The 25,004-nt window shown below is 54.7% G+C and carries 20 protein-coding genes; 8 read left to right on the top strand and 12 right to left on the bottom strand.

Translation table 11 applies throughout. The annotated features are described in order from the left end of the window. The first annotated feature begins 478 nt into the window (after positions 1–478). Both JK223_RS11185 and JK223_RS11180 read left to right on the top strand, forming a co-directional pair. A complete protein-coding gene (locus JK223_RS11185) occupies positions 479–895 on the top strand; it encodes a GFA family protein (RefSeq protein WP_212714263.1) in 417 nt (138 codons plus the stop codon). 575 nt (positions 896–1,470) lie between these two features. Further along, on the top strand, positions 1,471–2,769 hold the full coding sequence (locus tag JK223_RS11180; protein ID WP_212714262.1) for a mechanosensitive ion channel family protein: 1,299 nt from the start codon (positions 1,471–1,473) through the stop codon (positions 2,767–2,769). 39 nt (positions 2,770–2,808) lie between these two features. On the opposite strand, the gene proY is transcribed toward JK223_RS11180, so the two are convergent. The 5 genes from proY to phoB all read right to left on the bottom strand — a co-directional run bounded on the left by proY (position 2,809) and on the right by phoB (position 9,304). Next, positions 2,809–4,179, bottom strand: coding sequence for a proline-specific permease ProY (gene proY, locus JK223_RS11175; RefSeq protein WP_212714261.1), 1,371 nt, complete (start codon positions 4,177–4,179; stop codon positions 2,809–2,811). A 66-nt stretch (positions 4,180–4,245) separates the two neighbouring features. Next, positions 4,246–5,565, bottom strand: coding sequence for a branched-chain amino acid transport system II carrier protein (brnQ, locus tag JK223_RS11170; protein WP_212714260.1), 1,320 nt, complete (start codon positions 5,563–5,565; stop codon positions 4,246–4,248). A 391-nt stretch (positions 5,566–5,956) separates the two neighbouring features. After that, on the bottom strand, positions 5,957–7,060 hold the full coding sequence (locus JK223_RS11165; protein ID WP_212714259.1) for a cobalamin-independent methionine synthase II family protein: 1,104 nt from the start codon (positions 7,058–7,060) through the stop codon (positions 5,957–5,959). Positions 7,061–7,283: 223 nt separating this feature from the next. Further along, on the bottom strand, positions 7,284–8,600 hold the full coding sequence (gene phoR, locus JK223_RS11160) for a phosphate regulon sensor histidine kinase PhoR (RefSeq protein ID WP_212714258.1): 1,317 nt from the start codon (positions 8,598–8,600) through the stop codon (positions 7,284–7,286). 14 nt (positions 8,601–8,614) lie between these two features. Further along, a complete protein-coding gene (gene phoB / locus JK223_RS11155; RefSeq protein ID WP_212714257.1) occupies positions 8,615–9,304 on the bottom strand; it encodes a phosphate response regulator transcription factor PhoB in 690 nt (229 codons plus the stop codon). 194 nt (positions 9,305–9,498) lie between these two features. On the opposite strand from phoB, the gene sbcD reads away from it, so the two are divergent. Both sbcD and JK223_RS11145 read left to right on the top strand, forming a co-directional pair. Beyond that, positions 9,499–10,731, top strand: a complete 1,233-nt coding sequence (gene sbcD, locus JK223_RS11150) for an exonuclease subunit SbcD (RefSeq protein WP_212714256.1) — start codon at positions 9,499–9,501, stop codon at positions 10,729–10,731. Beyond that, entirely contained in the window at positions 10,728–14,405 is a 3,678-nt protein-coding gene (locus tag JK223_RS11145) for an SbcC/MukB-like Walker B domain-containing protein (RefSeq protein ID WP_212714255.1), read from the top strand. Before sbcD ends, JK223_RS11145 begins: the two co-directional genes overlap by 4 nt. A gap of 41 nt (positions 14,406–14,446) precedes the next feature. Here the strand turns inward: JK223_RS11145 and JK223_RS11140 are convergent, their stop codons facing one another. Together JK223_RS11140 and JK223_RS11135 are read right to left on the bottom strand one after the other, a co-directional pair. After that, the gene (locus JK223_RS11140; RefSeq protein ID WP_249213589.1) at positions 14,447–15,517 is read right to left on the bottom strand and encodes an AraC family transcriptional regulator; all 1,071 of its coding nucleotides are present in this window, start codon (positions 15,515–15,517) and stop codon (positions 14,447–14,449) included. Positions 15,518–15,668: 151 nt separating this feature from the next. Further along, a complete protein-coding gene (locus JK223_RS11135; RefSeq protein WP_212714336.1) occupies positions 15,669–16,673 on the bottom strand; it encodes a phosphotransferase enzyme family protein in 1,005 nt (334 codons plus the stop codon). Between the two features lie 265 nt (positions 16,674–16,938). On the opposite strand from JK223_RS11135, the gene eat reads away from it, so the two are divergent. Together eat and rdgC are read left to right on the top strand one after the other, a co-directional pair. Further along, the gene (gene eat / locus JK223_RS11130) at positions 16,939–18,306 is read left to right on the top strand and encodes an ethanolamine permease (protein ID WP_212714254.1); all 1,368 of its coding nucleotides are present in this window, start codon (positions 16,939–16,941) and stop codon (positions 18,304–18,306) included. A gap of 209 nt (positions 18,307–18,515) precedes the next feature. Next, the gene (gene rdgC / locus JK223_RS11125; protein WP_212714253.1) at positions 18,516–19,427 is read left to right on the top strand and encodes a recombination-associated protein RdgC; all 912 of its coding nucleotides are present in this window, start codon (positions 18,516–18,518) and stop codon (positions 19,425–19,427) included. A gap of 45 nt (positions 19,428–19,472) precedes the next feature. Here the strand turns inward: rdgC and ppnP are convergent, their stop codons facing one another. Then, positions 19,473–19,757, bottom strand: coding sequence for a pyrimidine/purine nucleoside phosphorylase (gene ppnP / locus JK223_RS11120; RefSeq protein WP_212714252.1), 285 nt, complete (start codon positions 19,755–19,757; stop codon positions 19,473–19,475). A gap of 692 nt (positions 19,758–20,449) precedes the next feature. After that, positions 20,450–20,974 (bottom strand): shikimate kinase AroL, encoded by a 525-nt coding sequence (gene aroL, locus JK223_RS11115; RefSeq protein ID WP_212714251.1) that lies wholly within the window; start codon positions 20,972–20,974, stop codon positions 20,450–20,452. 358 nt (positions 20,975–21,332) lie between these two features. Here aroL and JK223_RS11110 point away from each other — a divergent pair, with 358 nt between their 5' ends. Beyond that, positions 21,333–22,016 (top strand): DUF2076 domain-containing protein, encoded by a 684-nt coding sequence (locus JK223_RS11110; RefSeq protein ID WP_212714335.1) that lies wholly within the window; start codon positions 21,333–21,335, stop codon positions 22,014–22,016. A gap of 30 nt (positions 22,017–22,046) precedes the next feature. Here JK223_RS11110 and JK223_RS11105 read toward each other — a convergent pair whose 3' ends face one another. After that, positions 22,047–22,490 carry a YaiI/YqxD family protein gene (locus JK223_RS11105; protein WP_212714250.1) on the bottom strand — a complete coding sequence of 148 codons (444 nt, stop codon included), beginning with the start codon at positions 22,488–22,490 and terminating at the stop codon, positions 22,047–22,049. 151 nt (positions 22,491–22,641) lie between these two features. On the opposite strand from JK223_RS11105, the gene proC reads away from it, so the two are divergent. Next, positions 22,642–23,454 (top strand): pyrroline-5-carboxylate reductase, encoded by an 813-nt coding sequence (gene proC / locus JK223_RS11100; protein WP_212714249.1) that lies wholly within the window; start codon positions 22,642–22,644, stop codon positions 23,452–23,454. Between the two features lie 564 nt (positions 23,455–24,018). On the opposite strand, the gene JK223_RS11095 is transcribed toward proC, so the two are convergent. Together JK223_RS11095 and JK223_RS11090 are read right to left on the bottom strand one after the other, a co-directional pair. Then, on the bottom strand, positions 24,019–24,282 hold the full coding sequence (locus tag JK223_RS11095) for a PsiF family protein (RefSeq protein ID WP_371813119.1): 264 nt from the start codon (positions 24,280–24,282) through the stop codon (positions 24,019–24,021). A gap of 147 nt (positions 24,283–24,429) precedes the next feature. Then, entirely contained in the window at positions 24,430–24,684 is a 255-nt protein-coding gene (locus tag JK223_RS11090) for an anti-adapter protein IraP (protein WP_249213588.1), read from the bottom strand. Between the last annotated feature and the right edge of the window lie 320 nt (positions 24,685–25,004).

Raw genomic sequence — 25,004 nt, 5'->3', positions numbered from 1 at the left:
CCGCCCAGGCTATTACGGACAGATGACAATCCCCTTTCCTGTTCGCCATAACCCGTGCCACAAAGACTGATGCTGTGCGCAGGGCATTACAGACAGATGAACATCCCTTTCCTGTTCACCGTAACCCGCGTCGCAAAGACTGACGCTGTGCGCAGGGCATCTGACATTATCCGAATGACAAAGACGATATTGTGGTGCTGACTTACGTCGTTCTGTTATCTCCGGTAAGGCCGGCCCGTGAACCTGCCGCCATTTTCACTAAGAGGGATATTAAACCGATTCAACCGACATCAGCCGCAAAATTCCGGCTCACTCTTTCTGATGCACAGCGCGTTACCTTTTCCGAAGATAGCTACACGTTGCTGAGCCGTGTGTACCTGGCGAGGTAATGCGTTGTGGGGGTTGAGTCACTGGCCTGCGTTGCGCCCCAGGGAGGCTTATGGTAACTGTAGGATGAAACCATCTTACGGAGGGGGTTATGGGAAACAAAATTTCAGGCCATTGCCATTGCGGGATAGTGACTTTTTCCGTTGAGTTGTTAAATGGATTTGAAACTATCAGACGCTGTGATTGTTCACTTTGCCGTATGAGAGGCGCGGTGGTTGTTAGCGCTGAATTGTCAGGTATTGAGGTGTTAACCGGACGCGAGTGTTTAACCGAATATCGTTTCAATACAAAGCAGGCCGTGCATTATTTTTGCAGTAAATGCGGGATTTATACCTTCCATCAACGCCGGTCAAATCCCGGTCAATATGGTGTTAATGTTGCTTGCCTGGAGGGCATTTCGCCCTTTGATTTTGCTCAGGTTCAGGTCATGGACGGAATCCATCATCCGGAGGATGGCGGAAATGGAGGTGTAGCGGGGATCCTATCCTACCGCCCCATCAATTCATAACGAGGAATGGTCACCGGAAGGGATGAATCAGAGTTTATAGCATTCCGACGGATGACGTTTTATCAGCTGCGGATCACCATGTTTGCGGGGCCTGAAAAGGGTGTTACGGAAGCGGCGTGGTTAAAAGAATATTAGCAAAACGTCTTTCTCAATCAGGGATCCGTTCATTCCGGTGATTACCGGCCAACCCTGACTTTCCCATGCCAGGATCAGTCCATCAGAGCATATGGAACCGCACCTGCTGACAGCTTCGTGGTAACGTCATCCGCGCCCTGCGGCGTGTCAATCCGGCCAGCCGAAGATTTAGTATCAGAAGCGCTCAGCCTGTGGAGGTGTCGGCTGCCTGTGCCTGTCAATAACGGGGGGCTGCATGCGGATGAAGATATTATCTTAGCTGCTTCAGCGCACAGGCTATCAGCCGATTGGGATGACCTGACGTCATCTCCTGCATCGCATCGCAGGCCAACTTACAGGTAAAGTTTTGTATTCACGGCCGTTAATTTTGTTTGTCATTCGCACTCCCCTGCTGAAACCCTTAAGCTAAGAGAGTTGAGATAATTAACGCAGGGAGCTTTATGCAACAGCAAATCATCGAATGGCTGCAGTCACTGGGCCTGACTCATTATACCAATGCATTGTCGGTCGTCGCGGTACTGGTCGCCATCGTGTTTATTTCACTGGTCATACACCTTCTGCTGCACAAATTGATGCTGCCGATGTTCAAGCGACGTGCCGAAGCCAGCCCCTACCAGTGGCCAAAGGCGCTATTGCGCCACAAGCTGTTCCACCGTGTCACCTGGCTATTACAGGGGATTTTATTCCAGTTACTGACCCAGGCGTGTCTGGATAATAATTCGGCCCTGTTCAGCACACTGATGACGGCGGTCCAGCTCTGGATGATCCTGTTCACCTTGCTGATTGGTTTTTCACTGCTGGATGTGGTGCAGTCGGTCACTGCCCGCAGTATGCTGGCCCGGCAGCTCCCGCTACGGGGCATTCTGCAAAGTATTAAGCTGGTTGCCGCTATTCTTATCAGTATTCTGATGATCTCCGTCCTGCTCGGGAAATCCCCCGGCGTGTTACTGACCGGACTGGGGGCGATGACCGCCGTCCTGATGCTGGTCTTTAAAGATCCTATCCTCGGTCTGGTCGCGGGGATCCAGCTTGCCGCCAACGATATGCTAAAGCTGAATGACTGGCTGGATATGCCAAAGTACGGCGCGAACGGTGCCGTCATAGATATCAACCTGACGACCGTGAAAGTTCAGAACTTTGATAACACTATCGTGACCATCCCGGCCTATGCCCTGATATCGGATTCCTTTAAGAACTGGCGTGGAATGTCAGAGTCCGGTGGCCGCCGGATCATGCGCAGCCTGAATATCGATGCCACCAGCATCCACTTTCTGTCAGAGCAGGAAGCTGAACAGCTGAGTCAGGCCCATTTTCTGGTCCCTTACATGAACAAAAAGCGCCAGGAAGTGACCGACTGGAATAAGAAAAATGCCGAAGGCAGCGCCTCGGCTCTTAATTACCGGGCACTGACAAATGTCGGCACGTTCCGGATCTGGCTGGAAAACTGGTTGCGTAACCATCCGCAAATCCGCCAGGACATGACGCTGATGGTCAGACAACTGGCACCGACGGAAAACGGCTTGCCGATTGAGATCTACGCCTTTACTAACACTACCGACTGGAATGAGTACGAGAATATTCAGTCTGATATTTTCGATTATATTTATGCCGCCCTTCCGGCGTTCAGTCTGCAGGTGTTTCAGAATCCGACCGGGAGTGATATGCGGGCACTGGGGGGTGGCTTAGCCGGGGCGGTCACCGCCGCACGTAGCTCGTCGGCGGAGAGCTCAGCCCCTTAGCCGATGGCCGGACCGGGGAAACCCGGTCCGGCGGGCAGATTAGCCTTGTGAAGAGGTATGACTTTTCTTTTTAAACAGACGGTAACTTACCAGCAGTAACACCACCCAAATCGCTCCGGCATAGAGTGACAACCGTGTATCCGGGAAGTAACCGATCAGCGCGATGATAAAGACCAGGAACAGGATCCCGATAACCGACATCACTGAGCCACCCGGTAGCGGGAACCTGATCTGGTGGCGTCCTTCCGCACCCAGTTTCCTGCGGAAACCAATCTGCGCCAGTAAAATCATGATCCAGACCCAGACCGTGGCAAAGGTCGCCAGCGAGGCAATGACCAGGAAAACTTTTTCCGGCATCAGGTAGTTCAGCAAGACGGCAATCAGCAGCGCGACCATCATCACCACCACCGTCAGCCACGGGGTACCGCGTTTGGAGACAGCGGTGAACATCTTAGGTGCATCGCCCTGTTCAGCCATGCCATGCAGCATACGACCGACCCCAAAAATATCGCTGTTAATCGCCGATAACGAGGCGGTGATCACCACAAAGTTCAGTACCGCGGCGGCGGCGGCGACGCCCAGATGCTGGAAGGTCAGCACAAACGGGCTGCCATTGGTCCCCACCTGGTCCCAGGGATAGATGGACATAATGACGAACAGCGTACCCACGTAGAACACCAGAATACGCCACGGAACGGAGTTGATGGCTTTCGGGATGGTGTTTTCCGGTTTGTCCGCTTCACCGGCGGTAATGCCGATAATCTCAATTCCGCCGTACGCAAACATCACCATCTGCAGGGACAGCAGCATTCCGGTCAGCCCGTGCGCAAAAAATCCGCCATGGCTCCACAGATTACTGATACCGGTCGGATGACCGCCGTTACCAATGCCCCAGATAATGATCCCCAGGCCTGCCAGAATCATCAATACAATGGTGGCGACTTTAAAGAACGAGAACCAGAACTCAAGCTCACCGAACACTTTGACGCTCATCATATTGATGGCACCGATGATCAGCACCACACTGAGCACCCATATCCAGTGAGGTACGTCCGGGAACCAGACGCCCATATACACCCCGAAGGCAGTCACATCGGCAATGGCCACGATCAGGATTTCAAAGCAGTAGGTCCAGCCCGTAATATACCCTGCCATCGGGCCAAGGTAGTCTCTGGCATAACGGGAAAACGAGCCGGCATTCGGATTATTCACCGACATTTCACCCAGCGCGCGCATAATAATATAGGCGACAGCCCCGCCAATAATGTAGGCCAGCAGAACACTCGGTCCCGCCATGCGGATAGCATCCGCCGAGCCATAAAATAATCCGGTCCCGATAGCGGAACCCAAAGCCATAAACCTGATATGTCTGGTGCTGAGCCCCCGACGCAGTGTATTTGTTTTTTGCATAACGACCTGTACCTGTAAAAAAGAAAACCACGGGCAGGCCCGTGGTTTATACTTCAGTATTCCGGTTTACTGACGTACTTCTACCGGATGGCTCCCTTTTATCCGGTCAATGACCATAGAGACCACCAGAATCACCAATGTCGGTGGCAGCCATGACAATCCCTGATCGGCCAGCGGCAGATTCTGACAGAATCCCGGTAACAAGTCTTTAAATTCGCTGCCTTTAATCGCATCGATTGCCCCGAAAAACAGGCTGACCAGCATGGCCGGCGCAATAATCCGCGTGCTGCGGTTCCACCAGCGCAGGGTAAAGCTCAATACCACCAGCACAATACACGGCGGGTAAATGGCGGTCAGTACCGGAATGGATAACTGGATCAGATGGCTCAGTCCCAGGTTGGAGACCAGCATCGAAAAGCCGCCCAGAATGAATACCAGTGCACGGTAGGAAAGTGGCAGCAGCTGTGCAAAAAACTCAGCACAGGCACAGGTCAGTCCGACCGCCGTCACCATACAGGCAACAAAGATCAACGCACCGAGGAACAGGCTGCCTGCCCCGCCGAAAGTATGTTGTACATACGCATGCAGGATAGTCGCACCGTTAGCACCGGCCGGTACCAGCTGACCACTGCCGGACCCGAGGCGGAACAGCGCCAGATAAACCAGCGTCAGACCGATACCGGCAATAATTCCTGCCAGCATGGTATAGCGGGTCAACAGTCCGGAATCTTCAATGCCGCGTGAACGTGCGGCATTGACGATAACAATCCCGAAGACCAGCGCACCGAGGGTGTCCATGGTCAGATAACCGTTAACAAAGCCGTTCGAAAATGCTGCCGTCTGATAAACATCTACCGCCGGAATCTCAGCGCCCGCCGGCCAGAGTAACGCCGCAACGCCGAGGATAGCCAGCGCCACAATTTTCAGCGGTGCCAGGAAATGCCCTACCGTGTCCAGCAGTTTACCCGGATAGAGGGAAATCAGAATGACCAGCGCAAAATAGATCAGGCTGTAGATGAATAAGGGCATCGCCCCTTCACCGGCCAGTGGCGCAATGCCAATTTCAAAGGAAACGGTGGCGGTACGCGGGGTCGCAAACAGCGGTCCGACGGCCAGGTAACAGACTGTCGCCAGCACCAGCCCCGCCGCTTTACCGATGGGCGAGCTGAGGGCATCAATGCCACCCCCGACGCGTGCCAGGGCGATCACCGTCAGCACCGGAAGTCCGACCGCGGTGATCAGGAAGCCACCGGCCGCCGTCCAGACATGTTCCCCGGCCTGAACACCCACCATCGGCGGGAAGATTATATTGCCGGCGCCGACAAACAGGGCAAAAGTCATAAAGCCCAGCGCAAGGATATCTTTAGTAGTTAAACGTTTAGTCATAAATCACTCTGCACATCATGTGCTGACAGAAGCAGGAAGTTGGGTTTGGTTATCATCCATCCACGAATAATTTTTCACCCGATACTGACACCCTGCCGGGCGCCGGACTGAAAACAGCGAAATATTCGGTTTATTATTTTTCACCAGAGGATTTGATGATAACGGTCATAAGTAAAACTTTTATAGGGAAGAAAGGCAATAACGGATCGTCAAACCAGTAGGATATGTCATATTTATTCTGAAAAGCAGTGGATGTGAGGGTGTTTGCTGCAGGCAGGCGGGGATGATGTGTTTATTATTTGTCCGGAGCATAAGGATATATACATTTTTCATATGACGGACAACGAAAAGGCGCGGGATCCGCGCCTTTTCTGACAGGGTCAGGCCGTCGTTACCAGACTTCTCCGGCAATCGCGACCACACTGCGGATCTTCTGCCATTGTTCGTCTTCGGTAATACTATTCCCTTCCTCGGTCGAGGCAAAACCACACTGCGGGCTCAGACAGAGCTGTTCAGGGCTGAGGAACTCCGAGGCTTCTGCAATGCGGGCTTTCACCTGTGCAGGATCCTCCGGCGTCCCGTTTTTAGTCGTGATCAGACCCAGCACCGCCTGTTGATGTCCGGGGCGGATAAAACGCAGCGGTTCAAAGCCTCCGGAACGCTCATTGTCATATTCCAGGAAGAAGGCATCGACATTCACCTGACCAAATAAAATTTCGGCCACCGGCTCGTAGCCCCCTTCGGAAATCCAGGTAGAACGGAAATTTCCGCGACACACATGTAAGCCGACGGTGAGATCAGACGGTTTACCGATCAGCGCCTGGTTCAGGACTCTGGCATAAGTTTCTGCCAGCGTATCCGGATTATCACCACGGGCTCTGACCTGCGCTTTCTGGTCTTCGGAACATAAATAGGCCCAGACCGTATCATCGAGCTGCAGATAACGGCATCCGGCCTGATAGAAGGCGTGGATAGCCTCACGCCATGTGGCGGCCAGATCATCAAAATAGTCATTCAGATCCGGGTAGACCGTTTCATCGATATATTCCCGTCCGCCACGGAAATGCAGCACGCTCGGGCTGGGGATGGTCATTTTAGCCACGGCATCACCGGCAATACTCTGCAGGTAACGGAAATCTTCCAGCATCGGGTGGTCTTTGAATCCCAGTTTGCCGGTCACACGCACCCCACGGGCTTTGGTTTCTACCCCGTTAAAACGGATACCGTGAGCCGCTTCGAAAGGCTCCACCCCTTCCAGGCCTTCAAAAAAGTCAAAATGCCACCAGGCACGACGAAATTCACCGTCGGTAACGACCTGTAATCCGGCTGCACGTTGTTTCTCTACCACATCCAGGATAGCGGCATCTTCAATTTTTCTGAGTTCTTCTGCGCTCAGCGTGCCGTTGGCAAATTCTGAACGAGCCTGTTTAATGGAGGCAGGACGTAAAAAGCTACCTACAGTTTCTGCACGAAATGGGGCGTGTTCTCTTTGCATTATTATTCTCCGGGTCCGCTATCGTTCCGGCGACTGGTCATAAAAAGCCATCCGGACGGCTAAATGTCTTTCTGTAGCATGACATGAGGAAAATTCCTCATCAACTGATGAAATTTCAGTATAGATGAATTTTTCTCATTAGTGACTTCAGGAAACTTCATTATCCGCGGGACCGGCCTTGCCGGAAGGAACGGGGCACAGACACTGCGCCCCTGGAAAGACTTCAGGAGGTGAGTGTCTCCGCAGCGTTCTCTTTAGCGACAATCAGCCGCGAGGGAAGCTGAAAACTGAAACAGGTGGCTTTTCCGGGGATGCTGGTGACCGACAGCCGGCTGCCATGATGCCCCAGCGCATGCTTGACTATCGCCAGGCCCAGGCCGCTGCCGCCGGTTTGCCGGGAGCGGGCCTTATCCACCCGGTAAAAGCGTTCGGTCAGATGAGGAATATGCTCGGCGGCAATCCCCGGACCGTTATCGGTCACCGAGAAGAGAGCCCCCTGTGCGTCCCGCTGCCAGGCGATATCAATACGGGTATTTTCAGGCGTGTGGCTGAGCGCATTGTAAACCAGGTTAGAGATCGCACTGCGCAACTGTTCATCACTGCCGGATACCCGCAGATCGCTGTCCACCGAGAAACTGACCACCTGTCCCGGATGCTTCAGACTGTCAGCTTCCTGTTGCAGCATCGACAGCATCCCCGGAACATCGACAATCTCCCGGGTATTCATGGCCGGGGCGGCTTCTATCCGGGTCAGGGTCATAAGCTGTCGGATAAGCCCTTCCATTCGCCGTGACTGTTCCTGCATGGTGCCTACCGCTTTCATCCGCAACGGCGCATTCATCTGGTCGTCTTCCATCATCTCCAGATACCCCTGGATAACCGTCAACGGGGTACGTAATTCATGGCTGACATTGGCAAAAAAGTGGCTGCGCATATTTTCCAGCTGACGCATCTGTGTCATATCCCGCGCGCTGATCATCCATTGGCCTTCGGTATAAGGTACAATTCTGAACTCCATATGATGACCATTATTCAGTAATTGCGTCAGTGGTTTATCGAAATCCGCGGTCTGTAAATAGCGGCTGAATTCGGGATAACGCAGTAAATTCAGGATATTTTGCCCGTTATCCTCCGGCCAGCGCAGTCCCAGATATTGCTGAGCCAGCCCGTTGCACCAGAAGATATTCCCCTCTTCGGTGGTCAGCACTAACGCATCCGGCAGCGACTCGGCCCCACTGCGGAAACGTTTGATCAGGCTTCTCAGTTCACGCCGCCGATGCCGGTTGCGCGCCTGCATAAGGTACAGACCGTGAAATAACGGTTCCCAGCTCCCCTTGCCGGTCGGCGGCGTCATACTTTTATCCACCCATAACCAGTGGGACAGCCGCATCAGTTGGAAAAAATGCCAGAACAGTAATAAAGAAACCGCCAGAAACAGACACAAGCCCGGATGACCACTCACCAGCCCGGCAATCCCCCCGGCGAGGCAGACCAGCAGAAATTCTGACAGCAAGGTACGCCACGAAAGTTTGTCCAGCAAAAGTCACACTCCTATCAGAAACGGGCAGAAAACCGGTAACCGGTGCCCCGGACAGTCTGAACCATACGTTCATAACCACTGACTTCAAGCGCTTTACGTAAACGGCGGATATGCACATCCACTGTTCTGTCTTCCACGTAGACGTTGGTTCCCCAGACATGATTCAGTAATTGCTCGCGACTGTAAACACGCTCAGGATGGGTCATAAAGAAATGCAGGAGTTTATATTCGGTAGGCCCCATATCCAGCGGGGTTTCGCCGGCCATCACCCGGTGGGAGGTCGGGTCTAAGGTCAGGCCCTGAATATCGATGAGTTCATCATCGGCCATCGGTGAGATACGACGGATCACGGCCTTGATCCTGGCAATCAGTTCCCGGGGAGAAAAGGGCTTGGTAATATAGTCATCAGCCCCCGCATCCAGACCGCGCACCCGATCTTCTTCTTCCCCGCGCGCTGTCAGCATCACGACCGGGATATCCCGGGTCATGGCTTCTTTTTTCATATATTTGATCAGCTGAACGCCCGTGCCTCCCGGCAGCATCCAGTCGAGCAGGATCAGATCGGGCCAGGGTTCAATCAGATGCTTCACCGCGCTGTCATAATCTTCAGCCTCGATGGGATGGTAACCATTCTGCTCCAGCACAAAACATAACATTTCACGGATTGGAGCTTCATCTTCCACGACAAGAATGCGTTTAGCCATTGTTTCTCCAGAGAGATAATTCCGGATTCTTCCGGTATACGCGGCACATTATGAGACAGTTTTATGACAGATTTATGAAGGAATGTCAGGGATATCTTTACCGATGGCCCCGCCTGCCCCCCGCAGAGAGATACTTTTTTATCCCGGCACCGTCTGCAGGTATACTGCGGGCAGCAGGCACTCTCGGGAGCATTATGAAAATTATCCATACCTCGGACTGGCACCTGGGCCAGTTTTTTTATTCCCGGAGCCGGGCGAAGGAACATCAGGCTTTCCTTGACTGGCTTCTCTCGCAGATCACTCTGCATCAGGTTAATGCCCTGATAGTAGCCGGAGATATTTTTGATACCGGATCCCCGCCCAGTTATGCCAGGGAGATGTATAACCAGTTTATTGTTGAGCTGCAAAAAACCGGATGCCAGCTGGTGATCCTGGCCGGTAATCATGATTCAGTGGCGGTGCTGAACGAGTCACGGGCACTGCTGGCCTGTCTGAATACCCGGGTGATCGCCAGCGCCAGCCCTGACGTCGATGATCAACTGGTGGTTCTGAACGATGCTCAGGATCGCCCTGCCGCCATTGTCTGTGCGATCCCGTATTTACGTCCGCGTGATATCCAGCTCAGTCAGGCCGGTCTGGACAGTCAGCAAAAACAGCAAAATCTGCTGCAGGCGATTGCCGGCCATTACCGGCACTGTTATCAGGCCGCCCTGCGGCTGCGCGAAACCCTGGGGTCTCCGGCGCTGCCGATCATCGCGACCGGGCACCTGACGGCCCTGGGGGTCAGTAAAAGCGATTCGGTGCGTGATATTTATATCGGTACCCTGGATGCTTTCCCGGCTTCCGCCTTTCCGCCCGCAGATTATATCGCTTTAGGCCATATCCACCGTCCGCAACAGGTCGGCGGTCAGCCCCATATCCGTTACAGCGGCTCACCCATTGCACTCAGTTTTGATGAGTCCGCCACGGAGAAGAGCGTATGTCTGGTGGAGTTCAGCCCGCAATCCGCCCCGGTCATCACCCCGTTACCCGTGCCCTGCGTTCAGCCACTGAAAACGCTGAAAGGGTCACTGGCAGACATCGAACAGCAACTGGCGTCACTGACGCCGCTGGCCGACGGCACCCCGGTCTGGCTGGATATCGAAGTCACGCAGCAGGAGTACCTCAGTGACCTGCAGCAACGGATAGAAACACTGACGGAAGGCCGCCCGGCGGAAGTCCTGCTGTTACGACGCAGCCGGACGGGCGCGGCCGGCGGTATCGACCGCGAAAATAATGAAACCCTGAGCGAGCTGACCGCTGAAGAGGTGTTCCTGCGTCGTCTGAGTCGTGAAGAAGCGTTACCGGAAGAAGAACAGCAGCGACTCCTGACGCTGTTTCTTCAGACCCTGGAACAGGTCCGGGATACCGGCACGGAGAGTGAATGAAAATACTGACATTGCGGTTTAAAAACCTGAATGCCCTGCGCGGGGAATGGTTTATTGATTTCCGGCGTGAACCCTTTGCCGGTAACGGACTGTTTGCCATCACCGGAGATACCGGGGCGGGGAAAACTACCCTGCTCGATGCTATCTGCCTGGCACTCTATCACCAGACCCCAAGACTGCCGAATATCAGTCAGTCGCAGAATGCACTGATGAGCCGCGGTTGCAGCGACTGCCTTGCCGAAGTCGAATTTGAAATTCGCGGCGAAGCCTGGCGGGCGTTCTGGAGCCAGAACCGTGCCCGCAACCAGCCGGACGGTAAACTGCAGCCCCCGCGGGCAGAACTGGCACGCTGTGCGGATAACGTGATTGTTGCGGATAAACTTCAGGATAAGCTGCGCTACACCGAACAGCTCTCCGGGCTCAATTTCCAGCGTTTTACCCGTTCGATGATGCTCTCGCAGGGGCAGTTCGCGGCTTTCCTGAATGCCCCGCCGGGCGAACGGGCTGAGCTGCTGGAAGAACTGACCGGCACCGAAATCTACGGGCAGATCTCCCGCAGTGTGTTTGAACAACATAAAGCCTTACGGCAGCAACTCGACACATTGCGGGCCGGATTATCAGGGGTGGTTTTACTGGATGAGGCCGCCCGCCAGCAGATCCTGGACCGGCAACAGGGACTGCAAACCACAGAACAGCAACTGCAGCAGGCAGTGACCCGTCATGAGCAGGCCCTGCACTGGCTGAACCAGACCCGGCAACTCACAGAGCAGCACCGGCAACGTGAACAGGCGCACCGGGAGACCCGGGAGCGTCTGGTGGAGGCAGAACCCCGTCGCCTGCGTCTGCAGCGCAGTGAGCCGGCGGAAAAAATCAGACCGCAGTGGCAGCAGTTACAGAGCCGCCGGCAGTCACAGCAGGCACTGGTCACCGAACAGGCCCGGTCGGCCGAACGTCTTAAACAAACAGAGGCCGGATACCGGCAGGCCCACGAACGGTGGCAGACCGCTGAACAAGGCTATCGCCATCAACAGATGCAGCAGCAGCAACTGGAGACCCTGCTCAGTGAACAGGTGATCCCGCTGGACCACACGATCGCCAGCGAAGAACAGCAACTGACCCGGTATCTGAAACAACTGAACGAACAGCAGCAGCAACAGGCAGATACCCGTCAGTCCGTCACTCAGACAGAGCAGCAACTGCAACAACTGAACGGTCAGCGTGAACAGTGGCTGAGCTGGCGTCAGCAGCATATGAGCCTGGCAGAGTGGGGCCCTGCCCTGCCCCTGTGGCGCGAAAGACTGACCCAATGGCAGCAGCATACGCTGACGGCCCGGACACTGTATGAGCGCATGACGCAGCAGCAACAGGAACTCAGCCAGCAGGCACAGGTACTGAACGGCCTGAACGACCATCTTCCGCCCCTGCAGCAGGCAGAAACGGCCGCCGCCACAAAACTTGAACATCTGACGCAGCAGCAACAGTCCCTGGAAAATGCACATAGCAGCGATTCATTACGACAGGCACTGGAGGATGCACAATCCCGCCGCGCCCGTCAGCAGCAACTGCTGTTACTGGCCACCCGGGCTGAGCCGTTACAGCTTCAGCTGAATAAACTGCATCCCCTGGCAACCGCGCTGCAGCAAAAGATCGCTGCCGATGAACAGTCGCTGACACAGTTTCGTGAGCTGTTCCAGACTGAACGAAAACAACTGCAGGCGCTGATCACTCTTTGTGAACTGGAGGCGAGGATCACCGATCTTGCGACATTGCGCGAGACCCTTGAGGCCGGACACCCCTGCCCGCTGTGTGGCTCCTGTGAGCATCCGTCGGTCGCGGAATATAAACAACTGCAGCCCGCCGAAAATCAGCAACTGAAACTCGCGCAGGAAAAACGGGTGGCCGAACTTCAGGAGCAAGGTGTTCAGCGTAAAGAACAACTGGCCCAGGCCCGGCAGCAGCACGGGCAAATGACGGAGGAGATCTCCACCCTGACGGCGGCACTGGCGGAGTCTGAGGTACAATGGCAGTCGCTGTGCCTGGCCGAGGGGCTGACGCTGAAACTCACTGAGATGCCACGGCTGCAACAGTATCTGCAGGAGACAGAAGCCCGGGAACAACAGGTCCGCCGGCAGTTACAGCAACGTGAACAGGCCGCCCTGGCCTGTCAGCAGGCCAGGGAACACTATTATCAATGCCATGACCGCTTACTGCGCCACCAGCAACAAACTGCATTGATGACGGAGCAGCAGAATACCCGTCAGGCCGCCGTTGAAGAGAGCAGCAATAATTACCGGCAGACAGCCGGGCAGGCGGAAAAACTACTGGCCGCATTACGGGAAGAGACGGCCCGCTACGCATTGTCGCTGCCGGAAGAGATCCGGGCAGCGGAAACGTGGCTGGATACGCAGCAGGCGCTATGGAAGCACTGGCAACATAATGAACAGCAACTTCGCGACAGTGAGCCGGAACAGATCCGCCTGACCACCTCGCGGGAAAAATTACAGCAGGACCTCCGTCAGCAACTTACGACCCTCTCGCAGACAGAACAGACTGTCACACAGCAACGGGCGCAGCTGTCAGCATTGCGGGAAAAACGCCATGCCTTATTTGCCGATAAAGACGTCAGCGTGGCACGACAGGCCATGCAGCATGAGTTACAACAGCAGCAAAAGCAGCAACAGGCGTTACTGGAACAGTCTCATGCATTACAGCGTGAGCTGAGCCTGCAGGATGGTCAGCACCGTCAGCTCGAACAGCAGTGCCGCCAGCTGGCAGAACAACGACAGAACGACGAGCTGGCATTCAGCGATGCCCTGCAGCAACAGGGATTCAGCGATAGCGAGGCTTTCTCTGCTGCCCTGCTGGAAGAAGAAACCGCCACTGCCCTGCGCCGGCAACTGCAGGAACTGGAACAGGCCAGCGATCAGACCGGCACCCTGTTACAACAGGCGCATGAGAGCCTGCAGCAGCATCTGCAACAGCGGCCGGAGGGGATTCCGGAAGAGAGCGAAGCCCTGACAGAGATGACCGCAGCCCTGAAACAGCGACTGAAAGAAACGGTCTGGCAGCAGGGAGAACTTCGCGAACAGCTTCAGGCCGATGATCGTTATCGTCAGCAGCAACAGCAGCTGATCGAAAAGATCAGTCAGCAACAGCGCCTGCTGGCTGACTGGGATCACCTGAACCATCTGATTGGATCGGCCAGCGGGGATCGGTTCCGACGGTTTGCCCAGGGCCTGACGCTGGATCATCTGGTTTGGCTGGCCAACAAGCAACTGACACGCCTTCACGGACGCTATCTGTTACAGCGTCAGTCGGATGACACTCTGGAGCTGGCGGTGATTGATAGCTGGCAGGCGGACAATTGCCGGGATACGCGCACCTTATCCGGCGGGGAAAGTTTCCTGGTCAGCCTCGCCCTGGCGCTGGCGTTATCCGATCTGGTAAGCGAGAAGAACCGGATTGAGTCACTGTTCCTTGATGAAGGTTTCGGGACACTGGATGCGGAAACGCTGGATGTGGCGCTCGATGCGCTGGATAGCCTGAACGCCAGCGGAAAAATCATCGGTGTGATTAGCCATGTTGACGCCATGAAAGAGCGGATCCCGTTACAAATCCGGGTCATCAAAAATAACGGTCTGGGTTACAGCACTCTCGAACTGCCGCCGGAATAAGGTCAGACCGCCGGCCATACGGTTTTACAACATGGCCGGGGTCAGGCCTGCGCGTTCTCCTGCTGACGCCACTGGCGGGGACTGATGCCATACCAGCGGCGGCAGGCGCGCGAGAAAGCACTGACCTCAGAGTACCCCAGCAGCATCGCCATCGCGGAAACGGACAGCGACTGCTGTTGCAGATAATGAGCGGCCAGTTCACTGCGTACAGCATCCAGCAGACGTGAGAAACTGACCTCCTGCTCACGTAATCGGCGCTGTAAGGTCCATTCAGATAACCCCATATTCTCTGCCACCTGTTCCAGGGTCGGTTCGCCATTGCTCAGCAGCAGATGAATACAGGCTCTGACTTTACCGGTCAATCCCTGACTTTCACGGGTAGTGTTCAGGCGTTGCAGCGCGTCTTTCACGACCATCAGTAGCATAGGATCGTTGTCCGGCATCGCCCGCTGTAACTCGCGGCGGCCAATCAGCAGCGAATTGTAAGGCTGATCGAAGTAGACCGGGGCATCAAAAATTTTACAGTGTTCGTGCCAGTTTTCCGGGCGGGAGTGTTCAAAATGGACTTCACGGGGAGCCCAGTGCTGACCGGCAGAGTGGCGGATCAGGTTCATAAACATCCCCAGCGTCAGCTCTGCATCCTGACGACGCGATAAAATGGCCCCATGGCGTACCTGATAATCCAGCCGCCAGTAATCCCCTTTATCGACCATACGGGTCAGGGTATCGTGCTGATGGCAGGGGAAAAACTGCACCACATTCTGTAATGCTGTCTCCAGCGTCGGTGAACAGAGACCGATATAGCCAATCAGCCCCAGCGACTGCGGCTTAAACTGACGGCCATAATGCAGACCAAAATTATTGGTGGAAGAGTGCCGGGCCGCTTCTTCCAGCACACGGCAATAGTTCGCCAGACCGAGACTCAGGGTCGGGCTGCCCAGCAGTTCCGGATCCACACCACTCAGCCCGAAGATGCGATCACTGTCGCCGCCCTGGCTGCCAATAAAATCACTCAATCCGGTCGCTGCCGCTGCCAGAACACCCCGGTTGCCGGAAGCGCCCCCGGCCATGGACTGAGATGCTGTGGTTAAAAGAGTCATTGCACTGTTCATACCTGTTCCGGAATTTGCCTGCATTAAACCTGTCAGGGGTTATTATGCAAAATCCGTACCAGTCTCTGTGTCAGTTCTGTGACAGCCCCGGGGCCACCTGGCAGCAGGGGCCATGCACCAGCAGCGGGCACTGCGACGGTGCAACTCAGGATCACGCCCCGACAGGCCAGCGATCGGTTTCCAGATACCGCCGGCAGAGGCGCACCGTGTCTGCCGACCACTGAGCCTCCAGGCTTTGTGCCATCTCAGTTCCGGCATGCGACCCCATCCAGGCACTGAGTTGCAGACGCCGCTGCATCAGCAGGTCTGGCAATACCGCCAGATCGTCATCACTGACATGCGCAATTTTTTCATAGCCGGTCAGCCAGTTTTCGATCCATTCTGCGGCACGCGGATGATGCTCAAAGAAACTGACCGCGGCTGCCAGGTCATGCATATACCAGCCGAAACCGCAGTCGTCGAAATCAATGATGCGGGTTTGCCCCTGATGATGTAATAAGTTAGTCAGTCGCAGGTCCGCATGGATCAGACCGTAACGATCTGCCGATTGTCCGTATACGGCCAGTTTACGGTCAATATTTTCTATGGCCCCGGTGATCAGCCCATGATCATCGCGGTTCAGTCGCGGGGCATCCTGCCAGCGTCCCCAGTGCCCGGACGCACCCACCATGGTCTGGTGATCCCAGATGATGCGCTGAAAGGTGGCCGGACGCTGCCACTGGCGGCTGTGCTGATGCAGGCGGGCGGTCACTTCTCCCAGCGCCTGAAAGGCCACCGGGTCCACATTGGTGGTCGGCATTTCACCGTCCATCCAGTTGAAAATGACCACATGGCGGACACTGCCTTCCTCTGTGACCACGGTCTGAACCGTCTCCCCTTCCCCGTCTTTGACGGCTTCCGGCACTTCGATCCCGCTTTCCCTTAACGCGTCCAGCCAGAGAAGTTCACTCAGGATATCGGCTTTCTGGTGATAATCCGCGCGATGCAGTCGTAACGCATAACGGCTGTCAGCTGTTTTCAGTAAAAAGGTCGCGTTTTCCGAACGGCAGATCAGTGATAACTCCCCCTGGCAGAGAGCCGGATAACGGCTGAGGGCCTGATGTGCAACCCGGTAAATCTGTGCATCGGTCATTGGATCATTCTGTTTTACTTCCATCATGCGCCCCTCTTTACTCAATAGTGTCCGTCGGTCTTTGACTCAGCATGCCCGTGGTCAACGACGTATTTCCTGACCCGGCAATAGCAAAACCTGGCTTCAGACGACAATATCAGTCCGCCCGCCGCCGGAGTTGACTTCAGACGACAAACTCTGACCGGCAAGGTCAGGTATTTATCCGATAGCCCACGGCATTATGCCAATGACAGATCATTCTGCAGGCCACCGGCCGGGCAGAGGGTTAATTCACGATGGGGATACTAAGATGACAACAAAACTAAAACCCACACTTGGCACATTCTCCCTGTGGGGGATCGCTGTTGGTCTGGTGATATCCGGCGAGTATTTTGGCTGGAGCTATGGGTGGGGCGTGGCCGGGACTCTGGGGTTCCTGATCACGACGCTGCTGATTGCGTTAATGTATGGCTGCTTTATTTTCAGTTTTACCGAGCTCACCACCGCTATCCCGCATGCGGGCGGACCATTCGCTTACAGTCGCCGGGCATTTGGCGAAACCGGCGGCCTGATCGCCGGGCTTGCCACACTGATTGAGTTTGTTTTTGCACCTCCGGCCATCGCTCTGGCTATCGGGGCGTATCTGAACATCCAGTTCCCGGCACTTGACCCGAAAGTGGCGGCTGTCGGTGCCTATATCATTTTTATGGGACTGAATATCCTTGGCGTGAAACTGGCGGCGATGTTTGAACTGATTGTGACCATCCTGGCCGTCATTGAACTGCTGGTATTTATGGGCGTGGTCTCTCCGGGCTTCAGCATGGCAAACTTTACCGCCCACGGCTGGGCCGGTGACCATGGTTTCGGCCTGCAGGCACTGAGCGGTGTTTTTGCGGCGATCCCTTTTGCCATCTGGTTTTTCCTGGCTATCGAAGGGGCTGCCATGGCCGCTGAGGAAGCCAAAGATCCCCGTAAAAACATTCCGCGCGCCTATATCTCCGGTATTCTGACGCTGGTCGTGCTGGCTATCGGGGTAATGCTGCTGGCGGGCGGTGCCGGTGACTGGCGTAAACTCTCTGATATCAATGACCCGTTGCCTCAGGCGATGAAAATGATTGTCGGGGAACATTCGCGCTGGATGCATATGCTGGTCTGGATCGGATTATTTGGCCTGATTGCCAGCTTCCACGGCATTATTCTGGGCTTCTCACGTCAGTTCTTTGCTCTGTCCCGCGCCGGCTATTTACCCCCGGCACTGGCAAAGTTAACCCGTCATCAGACCCCGTATCGTGCCACCCTCGCCGGAGGCGTGATCGGTATCCTGGCTATCTTCAGCGATAACTGGATCCACCTGCAGGGGATGTCGCTGACCGCAGCCATGATCACACTCGCCGTCTTTGGTGCCATTGTCATGTATATCATGAGCATGCTCAGTCTGTTCCGGTTACGCCGCACCGCACCGGACATGCCGCGCAGCTTCCGGGCTCCGGGGTATCCGCTGGTGCCGGGCATTGCGCTGGTACTGGCCGTGCTCTGCCTGGTCTCGATGGTCTGGTTTAATCCGGTGATCGCCCTGCTATTTGTGGCCATCATGCTGGCAGGTTACGGGTATTTCCGACTGACCACCGCCCAGCGTGCACAGGCACCTCATGATGAGTTACTGATGGATAGCGAGTAATCTCCTGGCGCAACACAGGGAAATCTCTCTGTGTTGCCTTTTCCTGCCCTGATGCTCCCCCGGGGGCCATTGTTCTGTCCTGCCTGCCGCCGCCGTTTTCGCCCTCTCTGACCGCCACGGTTGTTAATTGTTATCCCGGTTGCTGAAACCCGGCCCCTGATTGGGTATCATCTGCCCTCTGTCCGGAAATGCTGGCTTAAGGAATTAAGATGCTGTGGTTTAAAAATATGATGGTGTATCGTCTGAACCGGGAAATCCCGCTGTCTGTTGACGATATGGAACGACAACTCAGTGCCTGCAGTTTCACCCCCTGCGGAAGCCAGGACCTGTCCAAATCCGGCTGGGTCTCTCCTCTGAACGATAACAGTGATTCCCTGCTGCACGTGAGTCAGGGCCAGCTCCTGCTGTGCGCACGCAAAGAAGAGAAAATTCTGCCGGCCCCGGTGATCAAACAGGCACTGGAAGCAAAAATCCATCATCTGGAAACAGAACAACAGCGTAAGCTGAAAAAAACCGAAAAAGATGCCCTGAAAGATGAGGTGATCCATAGCCTGTTACCGCGCGCCTTCAGCCGTTACAGCCAGACATGGTTGTGGATCGACCCGAAGCATCAGCTGATTATGGTCGACAGTGCCAGTGCGAAAAAGGCCGAGGATCTGCTGGCCCTGCTGCGTAAAAGCCTGGGGTCATTACCTGTCGTGCCGCTGGCGCTGGAAACCCCGATCGAACTGACCCTGACCGAATGGGTTCGCTCCGGCACCCTGCCGGCAGGGTTTGCGCTGCTGGACGAAGCTGAGCTGAAAGCCACCCTGGAAGAAGGCGGTGTGATCCGTTGTAAACAGCAGGAGCTGGTCAGTGATGAAATTGCGCACCACATTGAAGCCGGAAAGCGGGTGACTAAGCTGGCCATTGACTGGCAGGAACGTCTGCAATGTATCGTGAGTGATGACGGCTCACTGAAACGCCTGAAATTCAGTGATACCCTGCGTGAACAGAACGATGATATTGACCGGGAAGATTTCGCGCTGCGTTTTGATGCCGATTTCTCGCTGATGACCGGCGAGCTGGCCGCCTTTACGGAAGCCTTAATTTCTGCGCTGGGCGGCGAAGCACAGCACTGAGGCTAACGGTCATGCCCTGCTCAGCAGGGCATGACCGCGACAGAATTACAGATAACGGCAGAGGTAGGCGCTTTCTTCCGCCACCTGTAAATAAAACTCACTGTTGCCCGGGACATTAAAGACCTGACCCGCCTCAAACCACTGCCATTCGGTTTCCCCCGGCAGCAGGACTTTTAATGCGCCGCTGACCACGGTCATTTCTTCAGGCTTCCCGGTCCCAAAGGTATATTCTCCGGCCGACATCACCCCGACGCTCGCTTCACCTGACAGCGAGTTTTCAAAACCAATAGATTTTACTTTACCTTCAAAATACTCATTCGATTTCAGCATCTTTTTTCCTTTGTCGTTCGCGGGGGTATGCTGACAGTGTAAAAGCAGTCCGATCTCCTTGTCACGTGAATAATCAGCCGCATCATCAGGTTAGCGTTTTCCTCTCCTCACCTGCCCCGCCACCGGACAACTCACCGCGATAACAGGTGCCGGAGGGCGCTCTGCACTAAGCCATTTTCAGCGTCAGGTCAGTCTTTTCCAGAATGTTGAGGTTATGGCCGGGGATGGGAACGTCAGGCTACGTCGGTGTGAGGCCTATCCTCTTCCCCGGGGAGCTCAGGAGTGCAACCCTGTCCCCCGGAAAGACCGCTATTTTTGCCCCGGCCTGACTGACACTGAAGGCTCCGGTGACCACGACAGACGATGCCTGCCACTCGCAGGTGTTATCTTTCTCTGTGCGTTCCTTCGCTTTTATCAGTCAGAGGAGCGGAGTATGCCCGCGAGCCAGGCACAGATATCCCCTTAAAAGGGTATCCGCGCAGGTACTGCCTGATACGGCAACCTGATAACCAGCGTCTTTTATAAGACAGTTCACAGTCCTGAGGCTCAATATGCGGGAGATGTCTCCCGGCCGGCAGGCTTTCCGGAAAACGGACTGAGGCGTTAACCGCCTTCATTATCAGTATGACGACGAATAACCTGTCCGGTAATGCGGTAGCGGCAACCGTCGCCGCTTCAGGGCGTATGCAGATTCAGCCCGCACGCTGCTGTGACAAAACCTGCAGAATATTGTCGACCACCTCCTGAGGAGGCAGAGTGGCATCAATAATATGGTGGGCGGTTGATGAATAAAGCGGGCTACGGACTTTCAGTATATCGCTCATCTCTTCGGTGATAGGGCGCCCTGTCAGTGTGGGACGTTGTTCATTTTCAGGCTCCGCATCCAGGCGCTTTGCCAGTTCATCCGGCTCGACACTCAGCCAGAAGACCCGGCCGTTATCCCGCATAAACTGACAGTTTTCCGGACGCAGAATGATCCCGCCGCCGGTAGCGACCACCGAGGAGTCCGCGGTCACCGCGACCAGTGAATCACTTTCCTTCGTCCTGAAGCTTTCCCATCCCTCTTCCGCGACAATCTGTGCAATCGTACACTGCAGTGACGTTTGCAAATGATGGTCCGTATCATGGAATGCATAGCCCAATGTCTTTGATAACAGATGTCCGACGGTTGTTTTTCCACAACCCCGGGCACCTATCAGATAAATGGGTAATGACATAAAGGCTAATCCTCCGCCGGAATATTCGCAAAGTGACTGAAAATAAAAACCCGTGCATGATAACCGGAATTCACGCTGACAGCCACCCGCACATCGGTGATCAGGCCGGAGAGACCAACGGAGCCTGGCCGGCGGATGATTCGCAATATTTTTTTACTGCACCCTCATTTACTTTGCGCTGAGCTATCCCCATATATAATGAGGCTGACGCGGGTGTGAAGCAGAAGTGCCGGCGCTATAATTTCAGGATACAGGCTTCTGTCGTGACGACGGCCTGTGTCAGTTGCTATGAAATGTCAGAAACATTGTTTCCGGACCTCCGGCGATAATGTCTTAAAAGATGATGAGAGGTTTCACCATGCAGAGCGAAGAGCAAAAAATAATTGATGGCTTGTTCAGCCGGTTACAGCAGGCAGAAAGCCAGTCCGGTCCGCGTGATGCGGGCGCTGAACAGTTGATCAGAAATCATCTGCAAAATCAGCCGGCAGCCGCCTATTACATGGCGCAGGCTATTCTTATCCAGGAAGCGGCGCTGAAAAAACTGAATGAACAGGTTAACAGCCTGGAAAACCAGTTAAAACAGCAGCAGCAACCTCAGCAAAGCAGCGGCGGCTTTCTGTCCGGGTTGTTTGGCGGGGGTAACTCACAGCCTCGCCAGGCGGCACCGGCCCAGCCGGCATGGGGCTCACAGCCACAACAGCCGGCACAGCAACCGGGCTATACGTCTGCACCGGCCGCTGCACCGCGCGGTACCGGGTTCCTGGGCGGCGCATTACAAACTGCGGCCGGTGTTGCCGGGGGGGTCGTACTGGCGGATATGCTGACCAGCATGTTCCACCATTCACAGCCGGAAGAGATCGTGAATATCATTAACGAACCGCCGCTGGAAAGCCCGGATTACGATCAGGGGCTGGATACCTTTAACCAGGGCGACAATACCTTCCCGGCCGATGATAACCGCTGGGATGACAACAGTTCCGGAGGGTTTGACAGCTTCCTGGGCGACGACAGCTTTAACGATGACGACGACAGCTTCCTGTAAACACTCCGCTGTCCTCCCCTTCAGGCAGCATTATTGCTGCCTGAACCATTTATCCAGTTCATTGGCAAATAACTGCCGGTCCTTCTGATTCAGTGCCGCCGGTCCGCCGGAAGCCATCCCACTGGCCCGTAAGGTCTCCATAAAATCCCTCATGGTCAGCCGCTCACGGATCGTTGCCGGTGAATAGCGTTCTCCGCGGGGATTCAGTGCCGCGCCGCCCTTTTCAAGCACTTCAGCCGCCAGGGGAATGTCGGCGGTCACCACTAAATCCCCGGCCTCAACACGCCGCACAATTTCATTGTCAGCCACATCAAACCCTGCCGCCACCTGTAATGAATGAAGCCACGGAGAAGCCGGGATCCGCAATCCCTGGTTAGCAACAAAAGTAATATGTGTTTGCGTTCTGTCGGCCGCACGATAAAGTATTTCTTTAATAACGGCAGGACAAGCGTCTGCATCTACCCAGATAGCCATAGTTTTTCCTGAAAGAGACTGAACAGGAATTGTGGATCATTATGGCTGTGCAGAACAACTTTTTATCCTTGCCGGAGAAGACCGGACGGCACCTTACCGGGTCTGTTAAAGGTATCACTGCTGATTTTCTGATTAACACAAAGGACAGATAATGCTGAACAAAAAAGTGGGGTTCATTGGTTGCGGTAATATGGCCAAAGCGATTATCAATGGGATGATTGCCAGCCGAATCATCGCCCCGGAAAATGTGTGGGTCTTTGATCGTAAACCTGAAACAAATCAGGCGATGGCAGAAAAATACGGGCTGCACGCGGCAGAAAGCCTGGAGTCGATGGCCCGTGAGGTAGATATTCTGGTCGGTGCGATCAAGCCGAATGTGATGCTGAAACTGCTGGGAAGCATTGCCGGGTTGCTGAAAAAAGAGACGCTGGTCGTTTCTATCGCCGCCGGGATCACGCTGGATGCTCTCGCTACCGTACTGGGTCATGACCGGAAGATTATTCGTGTTATGCCAAACACACCGGCCTTAGTCGGTACCGGCATGACCTCCGTCACCCCGAATGTGCTGGTGAATGAGGAGGAAACCGATATTATCCTGCAAGTGTTCCGTAGCTTCGGGAAAGCCGAACTGGTCAGTGAATACCTTATCCACTCGGTCGTCGGCGTCAGCGGCTCCGCACCGGCTTATGTGTTTATGATGATTGAAGCCATGGCGGATGCGGCCGTACTGGGGGGAATGCCCCGCAAACAGGCCTACGAATTTGCGGCTCAGACCGTAAAAGGTGCGGCTCAGATGGTTCTGGAAACCGATCAGCACCCCGCTCAACTGAAAGACAGTGTCTGCTCTCCAGGCGGTACCACCATTGAAGCGGTGAAGACTCTGGAAAGTAAAGGGTTCCGTGCTGCGATTATGGAAGCCATGCAGAAATGTATGGAAAAGTCAGAGCAACTGAGCAAAGCATAATAATGCCGCTTCCCTCCGGTCATCTCTCTGCCGGGGGGCTATCCGTTTTACCGCAAATCAGAGTCACCCGTCCTGCCGCCTCAGAAAATGCCGTTGCCCGCAAACCATTGTCAGAGGCCCGTTCTGCAGCCCATAGCAATACCGGCAATCGCTTGCCAGCCCCGGCATGACAGCCGATAAACTTTTTACACCGGGGATAGCGTGTAAACGGCCTTTTATCCATGGCTCAGAGGATACTGAAACCCGCGATCAAACAGGGGCCAGCGACAGCATTCAGGGAGTGATCTGTTCCTGACAGAAATGCGTTTTCTGACCTTATCGCGTGGCCCTGCTGATACCCACGCCCCGTCAGGGCGAGCGTTTACAGGCCAGTGCCGTCCGGTGAACGGTGGATCGTCACGGCATCACCGCCAGTACCGCGAGGCTGACAGAGATGGGGATTATCCGCCGCCGGGGACAAAGGCAACCGGATACCCGGGTTAAGTATGACCGGATGCTGACAGATAAAAAAACAGCCCCGGAGGGGCTGCTCTGATGGACTACCAGGGTTAATGACCTCAGTCATTAGCCTTTTTTCAGGCAGCTGCTCATAAAGGATTTACGGTCAGCACCTTTTAAGGCTTTCTGTTTGGCATCAGCATTACAGGTTTTCATTTTCTGTTGCTGTGCCGTCAGCGCTTTTGGCGCTTTATGATCTTTTTTCAGGCAGGTGCTCATAAAGCCTTTACGGGCTTCACCTTTCAGAGACTGTGTCGAGGCCTGGTTGTTACAGTCAGTCATTTTTTGCTGCTGCGCGGTTCTTTCCGCTGCAGAAGCCTGCCCCGCCATTAATAATCCGCCCAGAACAGCGGCTACGATCATTTTATTCATGATTACTCCTGTCAATAAAAAAACCGGTAAACAACCGGTGATACCCGACAACCTTTCACTGAAGTGAGTTATCGGTAATTGGGTTAACACTTATCCGTCAGACTATCAGCGGCTAATGCCCGTTATCTTTTCAAGATAGCCGGTATTCAATAATGCGCGACTTTTTTCTGACGACGTCTCGTTAGTATTATCTATCAGGTGTTCGATTTGCGTCTGAAATGACAAGCGGGCTTCGGGTGAAAGGGTTTCTACCAGTGCCGATAAAATAATCTCTATCGTGGCCTGGCGCTCTTGCTGAAGTTTATATTCTTCATCCCTCTCCGCCAGTTTAATTAAAAGCTCAGCAATAATATTTTTCATACATAAGCCTCAGAATCATCTGATCCTGAACTTAACATTGCGAATAGCAAAAAAACAGGCTTTTTATAAAACTGAAACAGTTAATTTCATAAACAAATAGAAAGTTAAATACCGGGGAGAACCGCAGGAAAAGAGCATTCCGGTCAGCGGGACTCGAGGACAGGCAGGACATTGCGGCCGGTCAGAGTCCCCGGCATGATGCCGGGGACTCTATAGCCGTTAAGCAGGGTTTATCAGTTACCGGAGTAGTTATAGTGCGGACCACCGCCCCCGCCCACCCCCCCCCCCCCCCCCCCCCCACCGGGGCCCCCGCCCACCCC

This window comes from Tatumella sp. JGM118, assembly GCF_018257515.1.
In the GTDB taxonomy this organism is placed as follows: domain Bacteria; phylum Pseudomonadota; class Gammaproteobacteria; order Enterobacterales; family Enterobacteriaceae; genus Tatumella; species Tatumella terrea.
The sequence above is the reverse complement of the archived record's forward strand: the minus strand, read 5'-3'. Positions and strand labels throughout refer to the sequence as shown.

Coding starts and splice junctions, on each gene's coding strand:
- JK223_RS11185 (WP_212714263.1), top strand. CDS start 479: ATGGGAAACAAAATTTCAGGCCATTGCCATTGCGGGATAGTGACTTTT.
- JK223_RS11180 (WP_212714262.1), top strand. CDS start 1,471: ATGCAACAGCAAATCATCGAATGGCTGCAGTCACTGGGCCTGACTCAT.
- proY (WP_212714261.1), bottom strand. CDS start 4,179: ATGCAAAAAACAAATACACTGCGTCGGGGGCTCAGCACCAGACATATC.
- brnQ (WP_212714260.1), bottom strand. CDS start 5,565: ATGACTAAACGTTTAACTACTAAAGATATCCTTGCGCTGGGCTTTATG.
- JK223_RS11165 (WP_212714259.1), bottom strand. CDS start 7,060: ATGCAAAGAGAACACGCCCCATTTCGTGCAGAAACTGTAGGTAGCTTT.
- phoB (WP_212714257.1), bottom strand. CDS start 9,304: ATGGCTAAACGCATTCTTGTCGTGGAAGATGAAGCTCCAATCCGTGAA.
- sbcD (WP_212714256.1), top strand. CDS start 9,499: ATGAAAATTATCCATACCTCGGACTGGCACCTGGGCCAGTTTTTTTAT.
- JK223_RS11145 (WP_212714255.1), top strand. CDS start 10,728: ATGAAAATACTGACATTGCGGTTTAAAAACCTGAATGCCCTGCGCGGG.
- JK223_RS11140 (WP_249213589.1), bottom strand. CDS start 15,517: ATGAACAGTGCAATGACTCTTTTAACCACAGCATCTCAGTCCATGGCC.
- JK223_RS11135 (WP_212714336.1), bottom strand. CDS start 16,673: ATGGAAGTAAAACAGAATGATCCAATGACCGATGCACAGATTTACCGG.
- eat (WP_212714254.1), top strand. CDS start 16,939: ATGACAACAAAACTAAAACCCACACTTGGCACATTCTCCCTGTGGGGG.
- rdgC (WP_212714253.1), top strand. CDS start 18,516: ATGCTGTGGTTTAAAAATATGATGGTGTATCGTCTGAACCGGGAAATC.
- ppnP (WP_212714252.1), bottom strand. CDS start 19,757: ATGCTGAAATCGAATGAGTATTTTGAAGGTAAAGTAAAATCTATTGGT.
- aroL (WP_212714251.1), bottom strand. CDS start 20,974: ATGTCATTACCCATTTATCTGATAGGTGCCCGGGGTTGTGGAAAAACA.
- JK223_RS11110 (WP_212714335.1), top strand. CDS start 21,333: ATGCAGAGCGAAGAGCAAAAAATAATTGATGGCTTGTTCAGCCGGTTA.
- JK223_RS11105 (WP_212714250.1), bottom strand. CDS start 22,490: ATGGCTATCTGGGTAGATGCAGACGCTTGTCCTGCCGTTATTAAAGAA.
- proC (WP_212714249.1), top strand. CDS start 22,642: ATGCTGAACAAAAAAGTGGGGTTCATTGGTTGCGGTAATATGGCCAAA.
- JK223_RS11095 (WP_371813119.1), bottom strand. CDS start 24,282: ATGGCGGGGCAGGCTTCTGCAGCGGAAAGAACCGCGCAGCAGCAAAAA.
- JK223_RS11090 (WP_249213588.1), bottom strand. CDS start 24,684: ATGAAAAATATTATTGCTGAGCTTTTAATTAAACTGGCGGAGAGGGAT.